Origin of the sequence: Pseudoduganella guangdongensis (genome assembly GCF_009857475.1) — a bacterium.
Taxonomy (GTDB): Bacteria; Pseudomonadota; Gammaproteobacteria; order Burkholderiales; family Burkholderiaceae_D; genus Rugamonas; species Rugamonas guangdongensis.
The window spans coordinates 28493-48321 of the sequence record NZ_WWCJ01000009.1 but is presented as its reverse complement, the minus strand read 5'-3'; the positions used below and the strand labels follow the sequence as shown (position 1 = coordinate 48321).

19 protein-coding genes and 5 tRNA genes are annotated in these 19829 nt (G+C 63.1%); 5 read left to right on the top strand and 19 right to left on the bottom strand.

Annotated elements, in window-relative coordinates; genetic code table 11:
- Window positions 1–43: 43 nt before the first annotated feature.
- Window positions 44–682 carry a LysE family translocator gene (locus GTP41_RS13945; protein WP_229502859.1) on the bottom strand — a complete coding sequence of 213 codons (639 nt, stop codon included), beginning with the start codon at window positions 680–682 and terminating at the stop codon, window positions 44–46.
- A gap of 78 nt (window positions 683–760) precedes the next feature.
- On the opposite strand from GTP41_RS13945, the gene GTP41_RS13940 reads away from it, so the two are divergent.
- Entirely contained in the window at window positions 761–1636 is an 876-nt protein-coding gene (locus GTP41_RS13940) for a LysR family transcriptional regulator (protein WP_161026175.1), read from the top strand.
- A 4-nt stretch (window positions 1637–1640) separates the two neighbouring features.
- On the opposite strand, the gene GTP41_RS13935 is transcribed toward GTP41_RS13940, so the two are convergent.
- Window positions 1641–2426, bottom strand: coding sequence for a substrate-binding periplasmic protein (locus tag GTP41_RS13935; RefSeq protein ID WP_161026174.1), 786 nt, complete (start codon window positions 2424–2426; stop codon window positions 1641–1643).
- Between the two features lie 163 nt (window positions 2427–2589).
- On the opposite strand from GTP41_RS13935, the gene GTP41_RS13930 reads away from it, so the two are divergent.
- Window positions 2590–4740: a TonB-dependent siderophore receptor gene (locus GTP41_RS13930; protein WP_161026173.1), complete on the top strand. Its 2151-nt coding sequence runs from the start codon at window positions 2590–2592 to the stop codon at window positions 4738–4740.
- 181 nt (window positions 4741–4921) lie between these two features.
- Here the strand turns inward: GTP41_RS13930 and GTP41_RS13925 are convergent, their stop codons facing one another.
- Complete coding sequence (locus tag GTP41_RS13925) at window positions 4922–8422, bottom strand: indolepyruvate ferredoxin oxidoreductase family protein (RefSeq protein ID WP_161026365.1); 3501 nt, start codon at window positions 8420–8422, stop codon at window positions 4922–4924.
- A 155-nt stretch (window positions 8423–8577) separates the two neighbouring features.
- Between GTP41_RS13925 and GTP41_RS13920 the strand changes: the two genes are divergently transcribed.
- Together GTP41_RS13920 and GTP41_RS13915 are read left to right on the top strand one after the other, a co-directional pair.
- A complete protein-coding gene (locus GTP41_RS13920; protein ID WP_161026172.1) occupies window positions 8578–9045 on the top strand; it encodes an Lrp/AsnC family transcriptional regulator in 468 nt (155 codons plus the stop codon).
- Between the two features lie 103 nt (window positions 9046–9148).
- On the top strand, window positions 9149–9310 hold the full coding sequence (locus tag GTP41_RS13915; protein WP_161026171.1) for a hypothetical protein: 162 nt from the start codon (window positions 9149–9151) through the stop codon (window positions 9308–9310).
- A 50-nt stretch (window positions 9311–9360) separates the two neighbouring features.
- Here the strand turns inward: GTP41_RS13915 and groL are convergent, their stop codons facing one another.
- From groL to GTP41_RS13890, 5 genes are all read right to left on the bottom strand, one after another.
- A complete protein-coding gene (gene groL / locus GTP41_RS13910) occupies window positions 9361–10965 on the bottom strand; it encodes a chaperonin GroEL (RefSeq protein WP_161026170.1) in 1605 nt (534 codons plus the stop codon).
- Between the two features lie 27 nt (window positions 10966–10992).
- Complete coding sequence (locus tag GTP41_RS13905; RefSeq protein WP_161026169.1) at window positions 10993–11307, bottom strand: co-chaperone GroES; 315 nt, start codon at window positions 11305–11307, stop codon at window positions 10993–10995.
- 146 nt (window positions 11308–11453) lie between these two features.
- Window positions 11454–12083 carry a diguanylate cyclase gene (locus tag GTP41_RS13900; protein ID WP_161026168.1) on the bottom strand — a complete coding sequence of 210 codons (630 nt, stop codon included), beginning with the start codon at window positions 12081–12083 and terminating at the stop codon, window positions 11454–11456.
- A 23-nt stretch (window positions 12084–12106) separates the two neighbouring features.
- Window positions 12107–12376 (bottom strand): hypothetical protein, encoded by a 270-nt coding sequence (locus tag GTP41_RS13895; protein WP_161026167.1) that lies wholly within the window; start codon window positions 12374–12376, stop codon window positions 12107–12109.
- Window positions 12377–12466: 90 nt separating this feature from the next.
- Window positions 12467–13231 carry an SDR family NAD(P)-dependent oxidoreductase gene (locus GTP41_RS13890; RefSeq protein ID WP_161026166.1) on the bottom strand — a complete coding sequence of 255 codons (765 nt, stop codon included), beginning with the start codon at window positions 13229–13231 and terminating at the stop codon, window positions 12467–12469.
- 123 nt (window positions 13232–13354) lie between these two features.
- On the opposite strand from GTP41_RS13890, the gene GTP41_RS13885 reads away from it, so the two are divergent.
- Window positions 13355–14254: a LysR family transcriptional regulator gene (locus GTP41_RS13885; RefSeq protein WP_161026165.1), complete on the top strand. Its 900-nt coding sequence runs from the start codon at window positions 13355–13357 to the stop codon at window positions 14252–14254.
- Between the two features lie 16 nt (window positions 14255–14270).
- On the opposite strand, the gene GTP41_RS13880 is transcribed toward GTP41_RS13885, so the two are convergent.
- From GTP41_RS13880 to recO, 11 genes are all read right to left on the bottom strand, one after another.
- Window positions 14271–14522: a hypothetical protein gene (locus GTP41_RS13880; protein ID WP_161026164.1), complete on the bottom strand. Its 252-nt coding sequence runs from the start codon at window positions 14520–14522 to the stop codon at window positions 14271–14273.
- Between the two features lie 86 nt (window positions 14523–14608).
- Window positions 14609–14682: transfer RNA gene (locus GTP41_RS13875), tRNA-Cys, on the bottom strand.
- Between the two features lie 45 nt (window positions 14683–14727).
- Window positions 14728–14803, bottom strand: a tRNA-Gly gene (locus GTP41_RS13870).
- Between the two features lie 15 nt (window positions 14804–14818).
- Window positions 14819–14894: transfer RNA gene (locus GTP41_RS13865), tRNA-Gly, on the bottom strand.
- Between the two features lie 47 nt (window positions 14895–14941).
- Window positions 14942–15017, bottom strand: a tRNA-Gly gene (locus tag GTP41_RS13860).
- 92 nt (window positions 15018–15109) lie between these two features.
- Window positions 15110–15185: transfer RNA gene (locus GTP41_RS13855), tRNA-Gly, on the bottom strand.
- 80 nt (window positions 15186–15265) lie between these two features.
- Window positions 15266–15856 (bottom strand): CDP-diacylglycerol--glycerol-3-phosphate 3-phosphatidyltransferase, encoded by a 591-nt coding sequence (pgsA, locus tag GTP41_RS13850; protein WP_161026163.1) that lies wholly within the window; start codon window positions 15854–15856, stop codon window positions 15266–15268.
- A 141-nt stretch (window positions 15857–15997) separates the two neighbouring features.
- Entirely contained in the window at window positions 15998–17851 is a 1854-nt protein-coding gene (uvrC, locus tag GTP41_RS13845; protein ID WP_161026162.1) for an excinuclease ABC subunit UvrC, read from the bottom strand.
- Window positions 17844–18242 (bottom strand): holo-ACP synthase, encoded by a 399-nt coding sequence (gene acpS / locus GTP41_RS13840; RefSeq protein ID WP_161026161.1) that lies wholly within the window; start codon window positions 18240–18242, stop codon window positions 17844–17846. Before acpS ends, uvrC begins: the two co-directional genes overlap by 8 nt.
- Entirely contained in the window at window positions 18239–18997 is a 759-nt protein-coding gene (gene pdxJ / locus GTP41_RS13835; RefSeq protein WP_161026160.1) for a pyridoxine 5'-phosphate synthase, read from the bottom strand. The genes acpS and pdxJ overlap by 4 nt, the downstream gene beginning before the upstream one ends.
- 9 nt (window positions 18998–19006) lie before the next feature.
- On the bottom strand, window positions 19007–19795 hold the full coding sequence (gene recO, locus GTP41_RS13830; RefSeq protein WP_161026159.1) for a DNA repair protein RecO: 789 nt from the start codon (window positions 19793–19795) through the stop codon (window positions 19007–19009).
- Between the last annotated feature and the right edge of the window lie 34 nt (window positions 19796–19829).

The window sequence follows — 19829 nt, the reverse complement described above, 5'->3', positions numbered from 1 at the left end:
GGATATTAGCACCAAATTAAGCAATTGGTATTAAATTGGTATATCAAGTAAATGCCAGCGACACAGCCAGCCCGATGAACAGCAAGCCCGTGCCGCGCTGCAGCAGCGCCATGCGGCGGCCCGACAACACCCGCGCACCGGCCGTCGCGGTCAACAGCACATAGCTGAACTGGGCCACCAGCGACGCCGCCACAAAGGTCAGACTAAGCAGCAGGAAGCGCACAATATCGATCCGCCCCGGCGGCATAAACTGCGGGAACACCGCCGCAAAAAACAGGATCGCTTTCGGATTACTGCACGCGACCAGCAAGCCGCGCCGGAACACCGCCGCGCGGCTGCTCGGCGCCGGCGCGCTGGCAGCACCAGGCAGCCCCGTGCGGTCCGACTGGCCGCCCTGGCGCCACTGCTTCACGCCAAGCCAGGCCAGGTACGCAGCGCCGGCCAGCTTCAATACGGTAAAGGCCGGCGGCCACGCCTCGAACAGCAGGCCCACGCCCCCCACCGCCACGCAGGAAACGAGAAAGACGCCCAGCGCATTGCCCACCGAGCTATAGGCCGTGCGGCGCGCGCCCAGGCTCAGGGTGGTGGAAACAGCCAGCAACACGGCCGGGCCGGGACTAAAGGTAGCGGCCAGCGCCATCGCAAGGAAAGCCAGCCAGAGGGAGAGGGTCAGGGTTGTCATGCCGCCAGTATCCTGCCCAGTGCGGCAATTAAAAATACTCTAGAATTAACAACATCTTTAACCCAAACTTAACAATGCATGGACAAGATGCGCAGCATGGAAGTCTTTGTGCGCGTGGTGGACGCCGGCAGTTTCAGCGCCGCCGCCCGCACGCTCGACATGTCCACGGTCATGGTCAGCAAGCACATTGCCGCCCTCGAGCAACTGGTAGGCGCACGCCTGCTGCACCGGACCACCCGCAGCCAGAGCCTGAGCGAAATCGGCCAGCAATACGCCGAGCAATGCCGCCACATCCTGCAACTGGTGCAAGCGGCCGAAAGCGGCGCGCTCGCCATGCGCACCATCCCGCGCGGCACCTTGAAGGTCAGCGCCCCCGCCGCCTTCGGCAGCCGCTGCCTGGCGCCCGCCATGGCCGAATACCTCGAACTGCACCCGGAAGTGAACCTGGAGCTGGACCTCTCCAACCGCCTGTCCGACCTGGTGGAAGAAGGCCTGGACGCCGCCATCCGCATTGGTCCCCTGCCCGATTCCACCCTGGTCGCGCGCCCGCTCACCGCGCTGCAAATGATGGTCTGCGCCGCCCCCGCCTACCTCGCGCGGCACGGCACCCCGCGCACCCCGGAAGAACTGGCGCGGCACCGCTGCCTGGACTTTTCCCACTGGCGCCACAAGGCGCGCTGGCAGTTCGGATCGAATGAAGGCACAACGCCCAGCTGCCGCATGCGCTCCAACAATGGCGAAGCGCTGCGCCTGGCCGCTGTGGCCGGCCTGGGCCTGGTGATGCAGGCCGACGCCGTGCTGGCCGACGAAATCGCCGCCGGCCGCCTGGTGCCTGTGCTGCGCGAGTACTGGCCGCAGCCGCGCCCTATGCACTTGATCTACCCGCGCGACCGCCAATCCACGCCAAAGCTGGCCAGCTTCGTCGAATTCGTGGTACAGCGCTTCGGCACCTGAACGCCTAGCGGCCGTACTTCTTTAACAGCGCAATCAAGCGCGTGCGGCTATGGGCGCCGTACCAATCCCAGATCGCCTCCGACGCCGCGCGGTTGTTCTCGTAGTAGCTGCGGTTCAACGCCAGCCACGAATTAATGACGAGGATAGGCTTGCGCAGCCGCACAAACTGCTTGCCATAGCGCTTGGCCACCGACGCATCCATGTCCTCCGGCGTGGAAAGCGAGATCGCAAAGCCGTCGATACGGCCAAGTTTCAGCTTCTCGAAATTGCGGTCCGGATTAGCCGCCCCAGCATCCACCTCCACGCCCGTCTTGCGCAAATACTTGATGTGCGGCGCCCCCTGCGACACGCCGATCACCTTGCCGCGCAAGACCTGCCCCGGCTCCGCATCGAGCGAAATGCCATCACGCGCGCGCACGAAGACCACCGCGTACAACGGCAAAGTGCGCGCCATATCGAGGTTGCCCTGCTTATCGCGCGGATAGACCACGTTCGGCATTTCCCCCACCACTTCCGGCGCGAACAGCGACATGGCATCGATCACGCCCTCGTCCAGGCTTTTCTGCAAACGCGCCGGCGGCATGCGCACGAACTCCGTCGGACAGCGGGCGCTGGCCGTCGCCTCGCGCGCCAGTTCGGCCAGCGCGCCCGGCGGCTCGGGCGCCTTCGGCCCCGCCCCCACGTAATAAGGCGGCACCGCCTTGTCCGTATAGCCATAGCGTAGCGGCGGGCAGGACGCCGCCGCATGCCCGGCCAGCAGCAAGCTGAGTATCAGGGATAAGCACCGCAACGAGCGCATTGATTCGAAAAATAGGCTGAAGTCCTTGCCAGTATAGAGAGCGCCGGGCGGAGCGTCTATGTGCGCTTTGGCGATTGCAATGCAAATGATTCTCATTTACTATAATTTACTAATTTTCAACATCGTATCGCTTTCCAACCCGCTACACATTTTTATGAACCGACCCTGCCCCACCCCTCTGCATGCCGCCGTACGCCTGGCACTGCTCGGCCTCACCCTGTCCAGCGCCACCGCCCGTGCGGAAGACCAGGCCACCACCATGCCCACCGTCGTCGTCCAGGCAGCCGCCGAAGACGGCTCCGCCGAGCATGGCTACCGCGCCAAGAACGCCACCGTCGGTGTACTGGGCGACAAATCACTGCAAGACACCCCCTTCAGCGTCGGCGTCTACTCGCGCGCACTTATGGAGAACAAACAAGCCCGCTCGCTGGCCGACCTCACCAAAGGCGACGCCTCCTTCAGCCCCATGGTCGACCAGAGCGTGGCCGAGAGCTGGGTCAGCATTCGCGGCATCTCCACCGACCAGTACAACGGCAGCAAGCTCGATGGCCTCAGCTACGGCATGCTGTACAACGAACTACCGCTGGAACACATGGAGCGCGTGGAAGTGTTGAAAGGCGCCGGCGGCTTCCTGTACGGTTTTTCCGCCCCCGGCGGCACCGTCAACTACGTGCTGAAACGCGCCGGCAGCCAGCCGGTGCGCAGCGTCTCCACCCAGGTAATGGATAGCGGCATGGTGCTGGTGCACGGCGACCTCGGTGGCCGCTTCGGCGAGCGCGATGCCTTCGGCTACCGCCTCAACCTCGTACGCGAGACCGGCGACACCGCAGTGGACGGCGGCAAGCAACGCCGCACCTCAGGCTCCCTAGCCCTGGACTGGCGCATCACCCCTGAGCTGGTATGGCAAGTGGACGCCATCAGCGGCGAACAAACGCGTCGAGGCGCCAACGCCTGGATCACCCCAAGCACCACCGGCACCGCCGCCGGCGGCTGGTCCGGCAACGCCGCAGCGCCAGCCCCGATCGACGGCAGCAAACGCATCGCACCAAAATTCGGACGCGTTCACACCGAATTCGACACCTACGGCAGCGACCTCGCCTGGCAATTCGCACCCGACTGGAAACTCGCCCTCGCCTACCGCACAACGGAATTCGGCCGTGAACTGATGAACGGCACCGACGTCCTGGCCAAAGCCAACGGCGACTACACCGTACTGGCGCAAAACTTCTCCGGCCGATTCCAAAGCCGCCACGCGCAAGCCATGGTCACCGGCAAACTCGCCACTGGCCCCGTACGCCACGAAATCGCCTTCGGCATGTCGCGCAGCGCCTCCGACGAAGCCGCCTCCTGGGTTGGCGGCGGCAAATACGAAAGCGCCTACCTCGGCCCCGCCAACCTCGCCGACCCGGTCGACTTCTTCAACCCGTTCAGCAGCCCCGCCAAGGTATCCGACGCCAAAGCCGAATTCGACCTGGTACGCCGCCGCGAAGTATTCGCCTCCGACACGCTGCACCTGGGCAGCGATTGGGACTTGGTCATCGGCTTGCGCCACGGCCGCCTGCAAGTCAAGGACGCCGGCTACAACAAGAGCAAGACCACGCCGACCGTCGCCGCCGTGTACCGCCCGCTCGCCGGCCTTTCACTGTACGGCAGCTACGTGGAAGCGTTGGAGCAAGGCGAAACCGCCCCCATGACCGCCGCCAATCGCGGCCAAGTATTCGAACCGATGGTGAGCAAGCAAATCGAAATCGGCGCCAAAGCCGAAGGCAAAGACTGGGGTGCCACCGCCGCCTTGTTCCAGCTAAAGAAAGGCCTCAGCTACACCACCCCCGCCAACGTCTTCACGCAAGACGGCGAAGCGCGCTACCAAGGCCTGGAACTGGCCGGCAACCTACGCCTGGCATCGCAATGGCTGCTCACCGCCAGCACGTTGTGGCTCGACGCCAGCAACGAAAAGACCGACGGCGGCACATTGGACGGCCAGCGCATTCGCGGCGTAGCGCGCCACCAAACCAGCGTGTACAGCGAATACCGCGTCAACGGATTGCCCCTGACCCTATCCGTGGGCGCCCGCCACTACGGCAAGCGCCCGGTAGACGCGCTGGGGCAATGGCAAGTCGGCGCCATCGCCCTGCTCGACATTGGCGCCCGCTACGAAACCCAGCTCTTTAGCAAAGGCCTGACTATCCGCGTCAACGTCGACAATTTGGCCGACAAAGCCTACTGGGCCATGCGCGCCGGCGGCGCCACCATGATGCAAGGCGCCCCCCGCACCGCCAAGTTCAGCGCCCAGTTCCACTTCTAAATTCGGGGTCAGGTCTGACAATCGGACACGCAGCTCGCACTTTTGAGATTTCTCAATACGGTTTATGAAAGCCGGCTATTTGTATCCGGCTTTCATACCCATACCACCTGACAAGCGCCTACCAAATTTCCGCAACTTGGCTTTTGAGAAAAATCAAATGTGCGTAGCGGCTGTCCGAATGTCAGACCTGACCCCGAATTTTGTTGCGGGCGGCGGCGAGTGCGGGGAGCTTGACGTGGCCGAAGCCGCGTACGGTTTCGGGGAGTTGGGCCAGGCGCAGGGCGCTGTCTTTGTTGGCGGCGCTCAGGGTCTGCGTGAGCTGGCCCACCGCTGCCATGTATTCGTCGCGCCAGGCGCGCTCTTGGCGTCGTTCGGCGGTGTAGCCGAATACGTCGAGCGGGGTGCCGCGTAAGCGCTTCATTCGGGCCAGGGCGCGGAAGCCGGTCTGCATCCACGCTCCGTACACCTGCTTGCGTGGCAGGCCGTTGCTGCCCTTGCGTGCCAGCAGCGGGGGTGCGAGGTGGAATTGCAGCGCGTAGTCGCCTTCGAATTGGGCGGCGATTTGCGCGGCGAATACGGGGTCGCTGTGCAGGCGGGCTACTTCGTATTCGTCTTTGTAGGCCATGGCGCGGTACAGGTTGCGCGCGACGGCGCGGGCGAGTACCAGTTTGGATTGCTCGCCTTCGATGGTGCGCTCTTTTTGCGCCACGGCGCGTACCAGTGCTTCGTAGCGGGCGGCGTAGGCTTCGTCCTGGTAGGCAACCAGCAGGCGGCGGCGATGTTCGATGATTTGTTCGAGCCCTTGTGGGGCTGCGAAGTGCACCACTTGCTGCTTGGCCCCGATTACCTGCTGCAGCACGCCGGGATTGGCTGCGGCCAGGCGGCCTAGCAGGAAGGCGCGTTTGTTCATGTCGACGGCGACATTGTTCAATTCGATGGCACGCATCATGGCGCTGTTCGATACAGGCACCAGCCCTTTCTGCCATGCGTAGCCGAGCAGGACGATGTTGGCGGTGATCGGTTCGCCCAGCGCGCGCGTGGCGAGGTCGGTGGGGTCGAGGCTGACCACTTGCTCACTGCCGGCGGCTTGCTGCAGCTTGGCGATCAGGGCGTCTTTGCTGACCACGGCGTCCGGGTTGCGCGTGAATTCGGCGGTCGGCGTTTCGCGGCTGTTGGCGACGACTTGGGTGTGTCCGTGTCCGATCACGGCCAGTGCATCGGGCATGGCGCCGACCACCAGGTCGCAGGCGATCAGGGCGTCGGCCTGGCGCAGGTCGATGCGGACCTGGTTCAGCTTTTCCGGGGAGGCGGCGACCCGTACGTGAGACATGACGGCGCCGCCCTTTTGCGCAAACCCCATGAAGTCGAGCGTGGAGGCGCCCTTGCCCTCCAGGTGCGCCGCCATCGTGACCAGCGCGCCGAGCGTCACGACGCCGGTGCCGCCGATGCCGGCAACCAGTACCTCAAACGGCTGCGCGAAGTCGTGCTGCTTTTGCTGGGGATAGCCGACCAGCGCCAGCTCCAGCTGCGCCAGCGTGACCCGTGCCGCTTCGGGCTTCTTCAGCGTGCCGCCGATGACGGAGACGAAGCTTGGGCAGAAGCCTTCTACGCAGGAGTAGTCTTTGTTGCAGGAGGACTGCTCGATCTGGCGCTTGCGTCCGAGCTGGGTTTCCAGCGGCAGGATGGAGAGGCAGTTCGATTGCACGCCGCAGTCGCCGCAGCCTTCGCATACGGCTGGGTTAATCATCATGCGGCGTTGCGGGTCGGGGAAGACTTCGCGGTCGGGGCGGTTCTTTTTGCGGCGGCGGCGCTTTTCGGCGGCGCAGGTCTGGTCGTAGATCAGCACCGAGACGCCTTTGATCTCGCGCAGCATGCGCTGGATGGCGTCAAGGTCCTTGCGGTCTTCCACCGCGACGCCTTGCGGCAGCACCACGTTTTGATAGCGGGCCGTGTCGTCGGTGACGACCACCACTTTGACAGCGCCTTCGCTCAGCACCTGCTGGGCGATCTGCGGCACGCTCAGTCCCCCGTCCACCGGCTGGCCGCCGGTCATGGCGACGGCGTCGTTGTACAGGATCTTGTAGGTGATATTGGCCTTGGCGGCAATCGCCTGCCGCACGGCGAGGTAGCCGGAGTGGTAGTAGGTGCCGTCGCCCAGGTTCTGGAACACGTGCGGTTCGGAGACGAAACGCGAGGCGGCCACCCATGGCACGCCTTCGCCCCCCATCTGGGTCAGCGTGACGGTGTCGCGGTCCATCCATGTGGCCATGAAGTGGCAGCCGATGCCGGCCAGGGCGCGGCTGCCTTCGGGGACCTTGGTGGAGGTATTGTGCGGGCAGCCGGAGCAGAAGAACGGGGTGCGGCGCACAGCGTCTTGCGATAGTCCGCTCGCTGCGCAGAAGTCGGGCAACTGCGCGGACAGGCCGGCCTGCGGCAGCAAGGGCGCGAGCCAGCGTACCAGTACGGGGGCAATGCGCGAGGGACGCAGCTCGCCCAGGGCGGACAACAGCGCTGCCCCCGATGCGTCGGTCTTGCCGAGGACGATGGGACGTGCCGGCAGGTTATAGAGCATTTGCTTGACCTGCTCTTCCACCACGGCGCCCTTCTCTTCGATCACCAGGATCTGCTCCAGCCCCTGCGCGAAGGCCAGCAGGCCATTCGGTTCGAGCGGATAGGTCAGGCCCGGCTTGTACAGGCGGATGCCCAGCTGTTCCAGCTTGTCGAAGCCAAGGCTGAGGCGCTGCAAGGCTTCCACCAGGTCGAGGTAGGCTTTGCCGGCGCTGATAATGCCAAGGGTGGCCGCCGGCGCGCGTACCACCAGCTTGTCGATCGGGTTGGCGCGGGCGAATGCCAGCACGGCCTTCAGCTTTTCGTGCACGCGCACTTCAATGCCCAGGCCTGGCAGGTCGGGCCAGCGGTAATGCAGGCCGTCGGCTGGCGGCTGGTAGTCGGTGGGGGCGAGGAAGTCCGGTGCCGGCGGAATGTTGACGACGGCGCCGCCTTCAACGGTTTCCGAAATCGCCTTGAACCCTACCCAGGCGCCGGAATAGCGTGAAAGCGCCCAGCCGTACAGGCCGAATTCCTGGTACTCCTCGATGTTGGCGGGATTCAGGACCGGCATCGACCAGGCCATCAACGCCTGTTCGCTCTGGTGCGGCATGGAGGAGGAAACGCAGCCATGGTCGTCGCCCAGCACCACCACCACACCGCCGCGCGGGGAAGAACCGTAGGCGTTGCCATGCTTGATCGCGTCGCCGGCGCGGTCAACGCCGGGGCCTTTGCCGTACCACAGCGCAAATACACCGTCGACCTGGCGCGTGGGATCGTTTTCCACTTGCTGCGTGCCCAGCACGGCAGTCGCGCCCAGCTCTTCGTTAATGGCTGGCAGGAATTCGATCTGGTGTGCCTTCAGCAGGGCAGCGGCGCGCCACACTTCCTGGTCCACCGCGCCCAGCGGGGAGCCGCGGTAGCCGCTAATGAAACCGGCGGTTTTCAGGCCGCGCGCTGCGTCGAGGCGCTTTTGCACCAACATCATGCGCAGCAGCGCCTGGGTGCCTGTGATGAAAATCCGGCCGCTTTCGCGCTGCAGGTTGTCGTCCAGGCGATACTCCGGGTCCGCCAGCTGCACGCCACCCTCATAGCCCTGCTCCTGCGGATTTGCCAGCGCCGCGCCCTCTTCCATCGAACCCATTACGTCTCCTTTTATACCTTGTAATTGGCGGTGGTCCGCCTGTACTATCGTGGGCTCTATGGTAGGTTTCAGGGGCCAGAATAATATTCCTCAATCAACGCGGGAATCGGGCCGAAAGAAATCTTATTTCTCTTTTCAGGCTGTAAATGGAAAATTCCACTTTTGATGCGGCTTCCCGCAAAATCCTTGCTGAGCTGCAGAAAGACAGCGCAATCTCCACCAATGAACTGGCCGAGCGCGTCGGCATGTCCGCCACACCCTGCTGGCGGCGGCAAAAGGAACTGGAAGAGAAGAATGTCATCACCCGCTATGCGGCGATTGTGGACCGCAACAAACTCGGCTTGCGCCAGGTTTGCCTGCTGCATATCTCGCTGGCGCGGCACGACACGGGCGTGGTAGAGAGCTTTGAGAATGCCATGCGCGTCCGGACGGAAGTCATGGAGTGCTACGAGGTAACCGGCACGTCGGACTACCTGGTGAAGCTGGTGGTGGAAGACATGAACACGTATCACGACTTCCTGCACAATGTGCTGCTGAAACTGCCCGGCGTGTCGCAGGTCAATACCAGCGTGGCCCTGCGTGAAGTCAAATACGAGACTGCGCTGCCGGTCTGAATGGCTGGGCTACGGCCGTATGGCGCTTGACCGCGTTTCAATCGCGTGCCCTTCCTGCGCCGCCATGATTATGATGGGCACTCTCGTCTACAAGGAGGCAATCATGAGCAAGCCCACCCAGGCCGGCAAGAACGGCCGCAATAGCAAACTGGAAGAGACGCAGAACAGCAAAAATGCCGGCAACAAGCAGTCTGCCGAGCCGGGAAGCAAAGGCGGCCAATCGGGCAAGAGCCAGCCAGCGCAATCCGGCAAAAAGTCGAAATAAAAAAGGGGCCATGCCTGGCATCAGGCATGGCCCCTTTTGAATAGCCCAGGTCAGTCTGGCTGGGTTGCCTTCTCTTCAGGCGCGGCGTCCGCGATCGTCGCTTCGGTCGTCAGCAGCAAGCCGGCGATGGAGGCGGCGTTCTGCAGCGCGGTGCGGGTGACCTTGGTCGGGTCGATCACGCCGTTTTCCACCATATCCACGTACTCGCCGGTGGCGGCGTTGTAGCCGAAGTTGCCCTTGCCCTCGGCCACCTTGGCCACCACCACGGACGGTTCCTCACCGGCATTCGCGACGATGACGCGCAGTGGCGCCTCCAGTGCGCGCAGCACGATCTGCACACCTGCTTGCTGGTCGGCATTGGCGGCTTTCAGCTGGGTGATCGCGGCACGCGCGCGCAGCAGCGCCACGCCGCCGCCCGGGACAATGCCCTCCTCCACCGCCGCGCGGGTGGCGTGCAGCGCATCGTCGACGCGGTCGCGCTTTTCCTTCATCTCCACTTCGGTGGCCGCGCCAACCTTGATCACGGCCACGCCGCCAGCCAGCTTGGCGACACGCTCTTGCAGTTTTTCCTTGTCGTAGTCGCTGGTGGCCTGCTCGATCTGGGCCTGGATGGTGGCCACCCGCGCATCTATGCGCTGCTGCTCGCCGGCGCCGTCGATAATGGTGGTGGCGTCCTTCTGCACTTCGATGCGTTTGGCGCTGCCCAGGTGTTCCAGGGTGGCCTTTTCCAGCGTGTGCCCGGTCTCCTCCGAAATCACGGTGGCGCCGGTCAGCACAGCGATATCTTCCAGCATGGCCTTGCGGCGGTCGCCAAAGCCCGGCGCTTTGACGGCGGCCACTTTCAGGATGCCGCGCACCGAGTTCACCACCAGGGTCGCCAACGCTTCGCCTTCCACGTCTTCCGCCACGATGAACAGCGGCTTGCCGGCCTTGGCCGACTGCTCCAGCACCGGCAGCAGTTCGCGGATATTGCTGATCTTTTTGTCGTACAGCAGGACCAGCGGATCATCCAGGCGCGCCAGCTGCTTGTCCGGATCGTTGATGAAGTATGGGCTCAGGTAGCCCCGGTCAAACTGCATGCCTTCCACCACATCCAGCTCGTTCTCCAGCGACTTGCCGTCTTCCACCGTGATGACGCCTTCCTTGCCGACCTTCTCCATCGCCTGGGCGATGATGTCGCCGATGGCGCTGTCGGAGTTGGCCGAGATGGCGCCGACCTGGGCGATCTCCTTGCTGGTGGCGATCGGGCGCGAGATCGCTTTCAGCTCATTGATCGCTGATGCGACGGCCTGATCGATGCCGCGCTTGAGGTCCATCGGGTTCATGCCGGCCGCCACGTATTTCATGCCTTCCTGGACGATGGCCTGGGCCAGCACCGTGGCGGTGGTGGTGCCGTCACCCGCCACATCGGCGGTCTTGGAGGCGACCTGCTTGACCACTTGCGCGCCCATGTTTTCCAGGCGGTCTTTCAACTCGATTTCCTTGGCGACGGAGACGCCATCCTTGGTAATCGTCGGCGCGCCGAAGCTGCGCTCGATCACCACATTGCGGCCTTTCGGGCCCAGCGTCACTTTAACGGCGTTGGCCAGCACATTCACGCCTTTGACGATGCGGGTGCGGGCGTCCTCGTTGAATTGAACGTCTTTTGCAGTCATGTTCTTTCTCCCTAAAACAAGTTGGACTCAGGCGGCTTTGGCGTTGGCTGCGGCGTGCTCGATCACGCCGAGGATGTCTTCCTCGCGCAGCACCAGCAGTTCTTCGCCATCAAGCTTGACGGCCTGGCCGGCGTATTTGCCGAACAGGACGGAGTCGCCGACCTTCACGGCCAGCGGGCGCAGGCCGCCGTCCGGCAAGGCGCGGCCTTGGCCCACCGCCAGCACCTCGCCCTGCTCGGGCTTCTCGGTGGCGGAATCAGGGATCACGATGCCGGAGGCAGTTTGGCGTTGTTTTTCAATTCGCTTCACAATAACCCGGTCATAGAGGGGACGAATGTTCATCTCTTCAATCTCCAATTAGTGGTCAGATCATCAAAAAAGTGAATCGGTCCAGACAATGCTAGAGCCAGACTTCAGCGTTTTCGGAAGTATGTTTTCGGTTTTTCATTTTCAAGACGGCTGCGCCGAGCAATTTGTAACAAAATATTTCACGGCAGGATCAGCCGGTTGTGATGCCCCAGCAGGTACACCACGCGCTGTCCGGGTGCCGGCGGCGACGGCCGCACCGGGCAGTCGGACTGCCGTCCGCCATCCGCGCCCAGGCTGTCGTCGGGCGGGCCGACCCCGGCCCACACACCGCCCTTAACCGGCTGGAACAACCACTGCTGGTAGCCGCGCTGGGCCGCCAGCACCATCTGCGCCAGGCGCACTTCCACGTCGCCGCCCAGCACCGCTTCCTCCGGATAGCCGGCCGCGTTGTCGCCGAACGCCAGGCGGCAGGCAAAGGCCTCGCTATCGGGCGCGCCGGCGGTGTTGCAGGCCCGCAGCTGCTGGCGCTCCAGCTGCCAGGCGCCGAGCCGCCAGGCCGCCTCCAGCAAGGCTTCCTCCGCCGCCGTGGCGCTCAAGCCAGGGCCTTCGAACTGCAAGGCCGAACTGGGTACCGCGCGCGCCGGCATCGGCACCCCGTCCAACTGCAACGGTGTCGCGCGGCGGAAACCATGCCAGTGGAGGAAAAGCAGCAAGGGGGTGTCGGGCCACTCGGCGCGCGTGGCGCTGACGGCAAAGAGCGGCAAGCCCATGGCGGAAATTTGCGCCGACACTGCATCGAAAATTCGCATGGCATAGTCCTCCCGCCACCGAATCAATGCACACAGGGCCTGCTGCTTGCCGCTGCGCCGGGCATGGCGCTGGACGGCCCGCCCAGCAATAGCTCCTCGCAATGGACGGCTTGCCGCTGCGCCTGGGCCAGTGCTTGCGCATAGTTTTGCAACTGGACCAACGACGGTAAACTGCCGCGACCTTTCAATGCCCGCGCACCGAGGGCGGCGATTTCCGCCATCAGCCGGTTGGCCTTGTCGTGCGCCGCCCGCAGCGCGGCCAGACTCTCAAGTAATGCCTCATCATGTTCCATAATCGTTCCTCATGAATACATAACAGGGCAATTTATCTAGGGGCCGTGCGCGCGAAAATCAAGTCCACGCGCAACGCTCCCGGCGCGCGCTCAGATCTGCGCCTGGCCGCCGTCCACGAACAGTTCAATGCCGTTGATGAAGGTGCTGTCAGCGGATGCCAGGAAGGTCACCGCCTTCGCCACTTCCGCCGGCTGGCCGAGACGGCCGATCGGCACCAAGGTGGCCAGGTGGCCCAGCAGGCCGGATTGGTGCTCCTCCGGCACCAGCCCGGCCAGGCCCGGGGTATGGATCGGGCCGGGGCTGATGGCATTCACGCGGATATTGCGCGGCTTCAGGTCCAGCAGCCAGTTGCGGGCGAAATTGCGCACGGCGGCCTTGCTTGCGCTGTAGACGCTGAAATTCTCCGTTCCCTTCACCGACGTCGTGGACGCGGTCAGGATGATCGAGCTGCCGTCTTTCAGCAGGCCCAGGGATTTCTGTACCGTGAACAGCGTGCCTTTCACATTGGTGTCGAAAATGCGGTCGAAGTGTTCTTCGCTGATGTCCGCCAGCGGCATCATGTCGCCGCCGCCCGCGTTGGCGAACAGCACATCCAGGTGGCCCGAACGCTCCTTGATCTCGGCGAAAATGCGGTCCAGGTCCGCCAGCTTGGCGACATCGCCCTGGATGCCGTAAGCCTTTGCGCCGGTTGCGGTGATGGTCGCGACGGCCGCCTCCAGCTCCGCCGGGCGGCGGCCCGTAATGTACACAGTCGCGCCTTGCGCCGCGAAATCCTGCGCCGACGCCAGGCCGATACCGGTAGTGCCGCCGGTGACCAAAGCTATCTTGCCTGCCAGTTTGTGTCCGTTGCTCATTTTGCTTCTCCTTGAATTGGGATGTAAGTGACTACGGAAGCCACTTTACGCCCCGGAGATTATTGAATAAAGTAGACATTAACGAATACATTATTCCCATCCATAAATAATCAAGGAAGTTCGATGGACCAGCTACTCGCCATCCGCGCCTTTGCCCGCGTGGTGGAAGCCGGCAGCTTCACCAAGGCGGCGGACACCTTGGGCATGCCCAACGCATCGCTCACCAAGGCGATCCAGGCGCTGGAAGCACACCTGCGCGTCAAGCTCCTGCAGCGCACCACACGCCGCGTATCGGTAACGCAGGAAGGCGCGCAGTACTACGAAAAGACCCAGCGCCTGCTGAAAGAACTGGATGATGTGGACGCCAGCTTCAGCGCGGCGCAATCGAAGCCGCGCGGCCACCTGCGGGTGGACATGGGCAGCTCCGTGGCGAATTTGATCCTGCTGCCGGCGCTGCCCGCTTTCCTCGAGCGCTATCCCGATATCCGGATCGACCTGGGCGTCTCCGACAAACATGTCAACCTTATTGGGGACAATGTGGATTGCGTGATTCGCGGCGGCGAGCTGACCGACCTGTCGCTGGTAGGCCGCCAAGTCGGCAGCGCGTCGTGGGTGACCTGTGCAACGCCGGCCTACCTGCAAAAGCACGGCATCCCACAGCACCCGTCTGAGCTGCAGGAAGGGCACAGCATCGTGCAGTATTTATCAACCCGCACGGGACGCGGCTTGCCGCTGCATTTCGAAAAGAACGGGCAAAAGGTGGAAGTGGCAGGCGGACGCGCGGTCGGCATCAATGAGAGCAACGCCCACGTGGCAGCCGGCGTCGCCGGCCTGGGTGTGATCCAAACCTTCCGGTACGCAGCGGCGCCGCATTTGGCCAGCGGCGCCCTGGTGCCGATACTGGAAAAGTGGCAGCCGGCGCCCTACCCCTTCTACGTCGTCTACCCATCCAACCGCTACGTGAGCAACCGCCTGCGCGTATTCATCGACTGGACCGCCGATTTGTTTTCGGCGCTGGATTGAGCTCAGGCCGCTGGCCTTACAGGAATGGCCAGCTAAGGATGCCCTTGGCATGCAGCACCGGGCGTAGTACCAGGTAGCCTACGGCGAAGCCAATCGCCACCAGGCTGCGCACGTCGCCCATGGCGGCCAGGAACATGCCGCCAACGATGGACGCCGCGACCAGCACCATCAGCCACACTTCCACACTGGCGAAAAACGGCCGGGCGTGGCGCCAGGTGGCGATGATCACTGTGAGCGCCTCACTGGCGGATTTGACTGGCTTTTCCATGATTTTTTCACCAACGGTGGCAATTACGCAAAAAAAGGCGCCGGAAATGAAAAATCCCCGCCGAAGCAGGGATTTTTCATTTCTTCTGGAGGCGAGGGCCGGAATCGAACCGGCGTACACGGCTTTGCAGGCCGCTGCATAACCATTTTGCTACCCCGCCGAAGGGGTGACACAGAGTCGCGGCAGGTCGCGTTCTCTTGAATTCTGGAGCGGGAAAAGAGTCTCGAACTCTCGACCTCAACCTTGGCAAGGTTGCGCTCTACCAACTGAGCTATTCCCGCATTGGGTGGAAAACTTGGAGCGGGAGAAGAGTCTCGAACTCTCGACCTCAACCTTGGCAAGGTTGCGCTCTACCAACTGAGCTACTCCCGCTTGGAGTGTTTTCACAACTTGTACTACTTACTGCTGCTCCAGTGAACTGGAGCGGGAGAAGAGTCTCGAACTCTCGACCTCAACCTTGGCAAGGTTGCGCTCTACCAACTGAGCTACTCCCGCATTTCAGAGGAACCGTATTATCGCAGAAACATTCTCATATTTCCAGTGCGATTATCACCGCTCTTTACTACGCTTTGTTGCCGATGACATTTTGGAGCGGGAGAAGAGTCTCGAACTCTCGACCTCAACCTTGGCAAGGTTGCGCTCTACCAACTGAGCTACTCCCGCTTTGCATCGCTGCGTTGTCATCAACAGCAGGCCAGCATTATAGATGATCTAAACGCTGTGTCAAGGGGCAACATTGTTATTTACGTTAATGAACCGGAACGTTCCTTGATCATAGGCCATGCTTTCTTGAGATAGTAGAACATGGACCACACTGTCAGTACGCTGGCCAGCCACAGCAGCATGTGGCCGATCACGCGCGTATCGACGGCGCCGAACAGCACGTCCTGGTACAGCAGCAGCGGGATCGCCGTCATCTGGGCGGCGGTTTTGATCTTGCCGATCGAATGCACGGCCACCGATTTGGAGGCGCCGATTTGCGCCATCCATTCACGCAGGGCGGAGATTGTGATTTCGCGGCCAATGATGATCAGGGCCAGAATCGGGTGCCATGGGTCCTGGCGCAGGTTGACGATCACCAGCAGGGCCGCAGCCACCATCAGCTTGTCGGCCACCGGGTCGAGGAAGGCGCCGAAGGCCGAGGTCTGGTTCCAGCGCCGGGCCAGGAAACCGTCGAACCAGTCGGTGACGGCGGCGACGATGAAGATGAAGGTCGCAGTGGCGTTGCGTTCGTGGGCGGAGAGCCAGGTATCCGGGAAGTAGAAAACGCCTACGACCAGGGGAATCAGCGCTACACGCAACCAGGTCAGCAGGATGGGGATGTTGAAGGGCATATGCGGTGTATAAGAATTGTAATGACGCGCCGCTAGTGTATAACGGCGGGGCGCGTTAGGCCAGTTTGGCTTGAAAACCTTTGAACCGGGATACCAGGGTACGGCCCAAAGGGCCGGCACCTTCTCCCGGTTTAGCGGCTCTCAGTGCAGCTGCCGGTAAATCTCTTCCGCCAGCGTGTCCGAAATACCTTCAACGGATTTCAGATCTTCCACACTGGCGTTCATCACGCCTTTCAGGCCGCCAAAGCGCGCCAGCAGCTTCTGGCGCCGTTTCGCGCCGATGCCTTCAATCTCCTCCAAGCGCGAGGTCTGGCGGGCTTTGGCACGCTTGGCGCGCATGCCGGTGATGGCGAAACGGTGTGCTTCGTCGCGGATCATGGCCACCAGCATCAGCGCCGCCGATTCCTTGCCCAGCTCCTGCGGCGCGCGGCCATCGACGAAGACCAGGGTTTCCAGGCCCACCCGCCTGCCCTCGCCTTTCGCCACGCCGACAATCAGGCTGATGTCCAGGCCAAGCTCAACAAACACCTGGCGCGCCATTTCCACCTGGCCTTTGCCGCCGTCGATCAGCACCACATCCGGCATCACGCCGTCGCCGCCGGCCACCTTTTCATAGCGGCGCGTCAGCACCTGGCGCATGGCGGCGTAGTCATCGCCGGGCGTAATGTCGTTGATGTTGTAACGGCGATACTCGCCGTTCTGCATGGCGTGGTGGTGGAACACCACGCAGGAAGCCTGCGTCGCTTCGCCGGCGGTGTGCGAGATGTCGAAGCACTCCACGCGCAAGGTATCCAGGTCCTCGTTCTCCAGGCCCAGCACCTCGGCCAGGGCGCGCGTGCGGGCCTGCTGTGAACCTTGCTCGGACAGCAGGCGCGCCAAGGAAATCTCGGCGCCCTTCTGCGCCAGCTCCTGCCATTGGCGGCGCTGGCCTTGCGGCTGGAACACCAGGTGGATGCGGTGGCCGCACTGCTCCTGCAGCGCGAGGATCAGCTCCGGCTGATCGAATTCGATATTCAGGATCAGCGTGCCCGGAATCGATTTGTCCGGATAGTGCTGGACCAGGAAGGCGGACAACACTTCCTGTTCGATCGGGCGCTCGGCCACGATTTCCGCATCCATCACATGGGTCGGGAAATAGGCGCGATCGCCCAGGTGGCGCCCGCCGCGCACCATGGCCAGGTTGACGCAGGCACGCCCGCCCTGCACCACCACGGCCAGGATATCGACGTCCTGGTCGCCCGTGGTTTCCATCGATTGCTGGTGCAGCACTTTGGACAGCGACTGGATCTGGTTGCGCACCGCCGCCGCCTGCTCGAATTTCAGCTCGCTGGCGTAGGCGAGCATCTTCTGCTCCAGGTCCTGCATCACTTCCGACTGGCGCCCGCGCAGGAAGCGCGCGGCGTTGTCCACATCATTGCGATAGTCTTCCGGCGCGATCAGGCCCACGCACGGGCCGCTGCAGCGGCCGATCTGGTGCAGCAGGCAGGGGCGCGTGCGGTTCATGTACACGCTGTCCTCGCAGGTGCGCAGCATGAACACCTTCTGCAGGATCTGCATCGATTCGCGCACCGCCCACGACGACGGGAAAGGCCCGAAGTACTGGTGCTTGCGGTCCACCGCGCCGCGGTAATACACCATACGCGGCACGTCGTCGCCCGTCAGCTTGAGGTAGGGATAGCTCTTATCGTCGCGGAACAGGATGTTGTAGCGCGGCTGCAGGGCCTTGATCAGGTTGTTTTCCAGGATCAGGGCCTCGGCCTCGCTGCGCGTGACGCTGGTTTCCAGGCGCGCGATGCGCTCCACCATCAGCGCAATGCGCGGACTGGCCAGGTTCTTCTGGAAGTAGCTCGACACGCGCTTTTTCAGGTCGCGCGCCTTGCCCACGTAAAGCACCTTGTCTTCGGCGTCGAAGTAGCGGTACACGCCAGGCAGGTTGGGCAGCTTGGCGACGGTGGCCAGCACCTGCTCGCGCGGGTCTTGGGTTTCTTCAGTCATTCGCTCGCTCGACGATCGCGTAGGCGACCGCGTAATCCTCTTCATCGCTCACGGAGATATGGGCCACCAGCCCGTTCTGCAACATGAATTCGCCCAGCGCGCCGCTGCAAGCCATGTAGGGCTTGCCCAAATCATCATTGAGCAGCTGCGCCGTGTGCCAGGTCATGGGCGCGCGCAGGCCCAGGCCCAGCGCCTTGGAAAAGGCCTCCTTGGCGGCGAAGCGCGTCGCCGCGTAGCGCACGCCGCGCACGGCACTGCGCTCGCAGCGCTGCTGGTAGGTGGCAAACTCTTCGGGACCGAGGATGCGCCGCGCGAATCGCTCGCCGCTGCGTTCCAGCGCAGCGGCAATGCGTGGCACTTTGCAAATATCGGTGCCGATGCCGTAGATCATTTTGCTGCCAGGCGGGTCGAGACCATGATGGCCTTCATCTCGCGCACCGCGTTCTCCCAGCCGGCGAAGATCGCGTGCGCCACGATGGCGTGGCCGATATTCAGTTCCGCGATATCCGGAATGGCGGCAATCGCCTGCACATTGGTGTAATGCAGGCCGTGGCCGGCGTTGACTTTCAATCCGTTCTGTACGCCCCAGCGCACGCCGTCCTTGATGCGCTGCAGCTCGCGCAGTTGCGCCTCGCCTTCCGCATCGGCATAGGCGCCGGTATGCAGCTCGATCACCGGCGCGCCCACGGCGGCGGCGGCCTTGATCTGCTCCTCGTCGGCATCAATGAAGAGGGAGACGCGGATGCCCTGCGCTTGCAGCTGCTTGACGGCCGCTTCCACTTCCTTATGGAAGCGCACCACATCCAGGCCGCCTTCGGTGGTGATCTCGGTGCGCTTTTCCGGCACCAGGCACACGTCGGCCGGGTTGATGCGGCAGGCAAAGTCGATCATCTCCTGCGTCACCGCCGCTTCCAGGTTCATGCGGGTCGCCAGTTGCGGCGCCAGCGCGATCACGTCGGCATCCCTGATATGGCGGCGGTCTTCGCGCAGGTGCAGGGTAATGCAGTCGGCGCCGGCCTGTTCGGCCAGCAGCGCAGCACGGATCGGGTCCGGATACACGGTGCCGCGCGCGTTGCGCAGGGTGGCGACGTGGTCGATGTTCACGCCGAGGTCAATGACGGTGCCGGAAGGAGACAGGAAGCTCATATTCTTTTCTTAAAGTTGCAGCAAATCGATCAATATCTGGCGCGTGTTCAATGGCGCGCCGCCAAGGTGCCAGGACAGCAGGTAGCGCATCAGCTGCTTGCTTTGCGCCTGCGTGGCCGGGTCGGCGTAATCCTCGCGCTCCATGTCCAGCAGCGTCTTGCCGGCGACGCGCGGCGCGCTATCGTCGACACGCACCGGACGCGGGCCGCGTTCGGGATCCACCACATAATGTACATCGGCCTCGACTTTTGTGCGCGTGGCCGTGCAGCGCACCAGGTCGGCCGCCACCCCGGTTTCGCGCAGCAAAGCCATTTCGAACTTGCGCAGCACGATCGGGGCCGGCTCGTTATGCGCCAGCTGGTTCAGGGTGGAGACGTAATGGTCGAACAGCTTGGGATGCGCATCATCGCGCGCGGTCAGCTTGACCAGCAATTCGTTCAGGTAGAAGCCGCACAGCAGCGCGGTCTTTTCCAGCGGACGCATGCCGCCGACCCAATCCGCATCGGTCAGCGTGCGCAGTTCATTCTTGCCGGCCCAGCCGGTAGTGAGCGGCTGAAAGGTTTGCAGTACCCCGCGCAATTGGGAGTGCGGCCGCTTGGCGCCCTTCGCGATCAGCGCCACGCGCCCGAAATCGCGCGTGAACAGCTCAATGATGAGCGAAGTTTCCTTATAGGGATAGCTATGCAGCACAAACGCCGGCTGCCCCGCCACGCGGGTCCCGACCGTGCGCTGCTGCCCCACCGCCCGCCGCTTCTGCGCCGGAATGTCCGCTTTGGGGTCAGGAAGAAAAGTGGACATTTCTTCCGCCACAGCAAATTTTGTCCACCTTTCT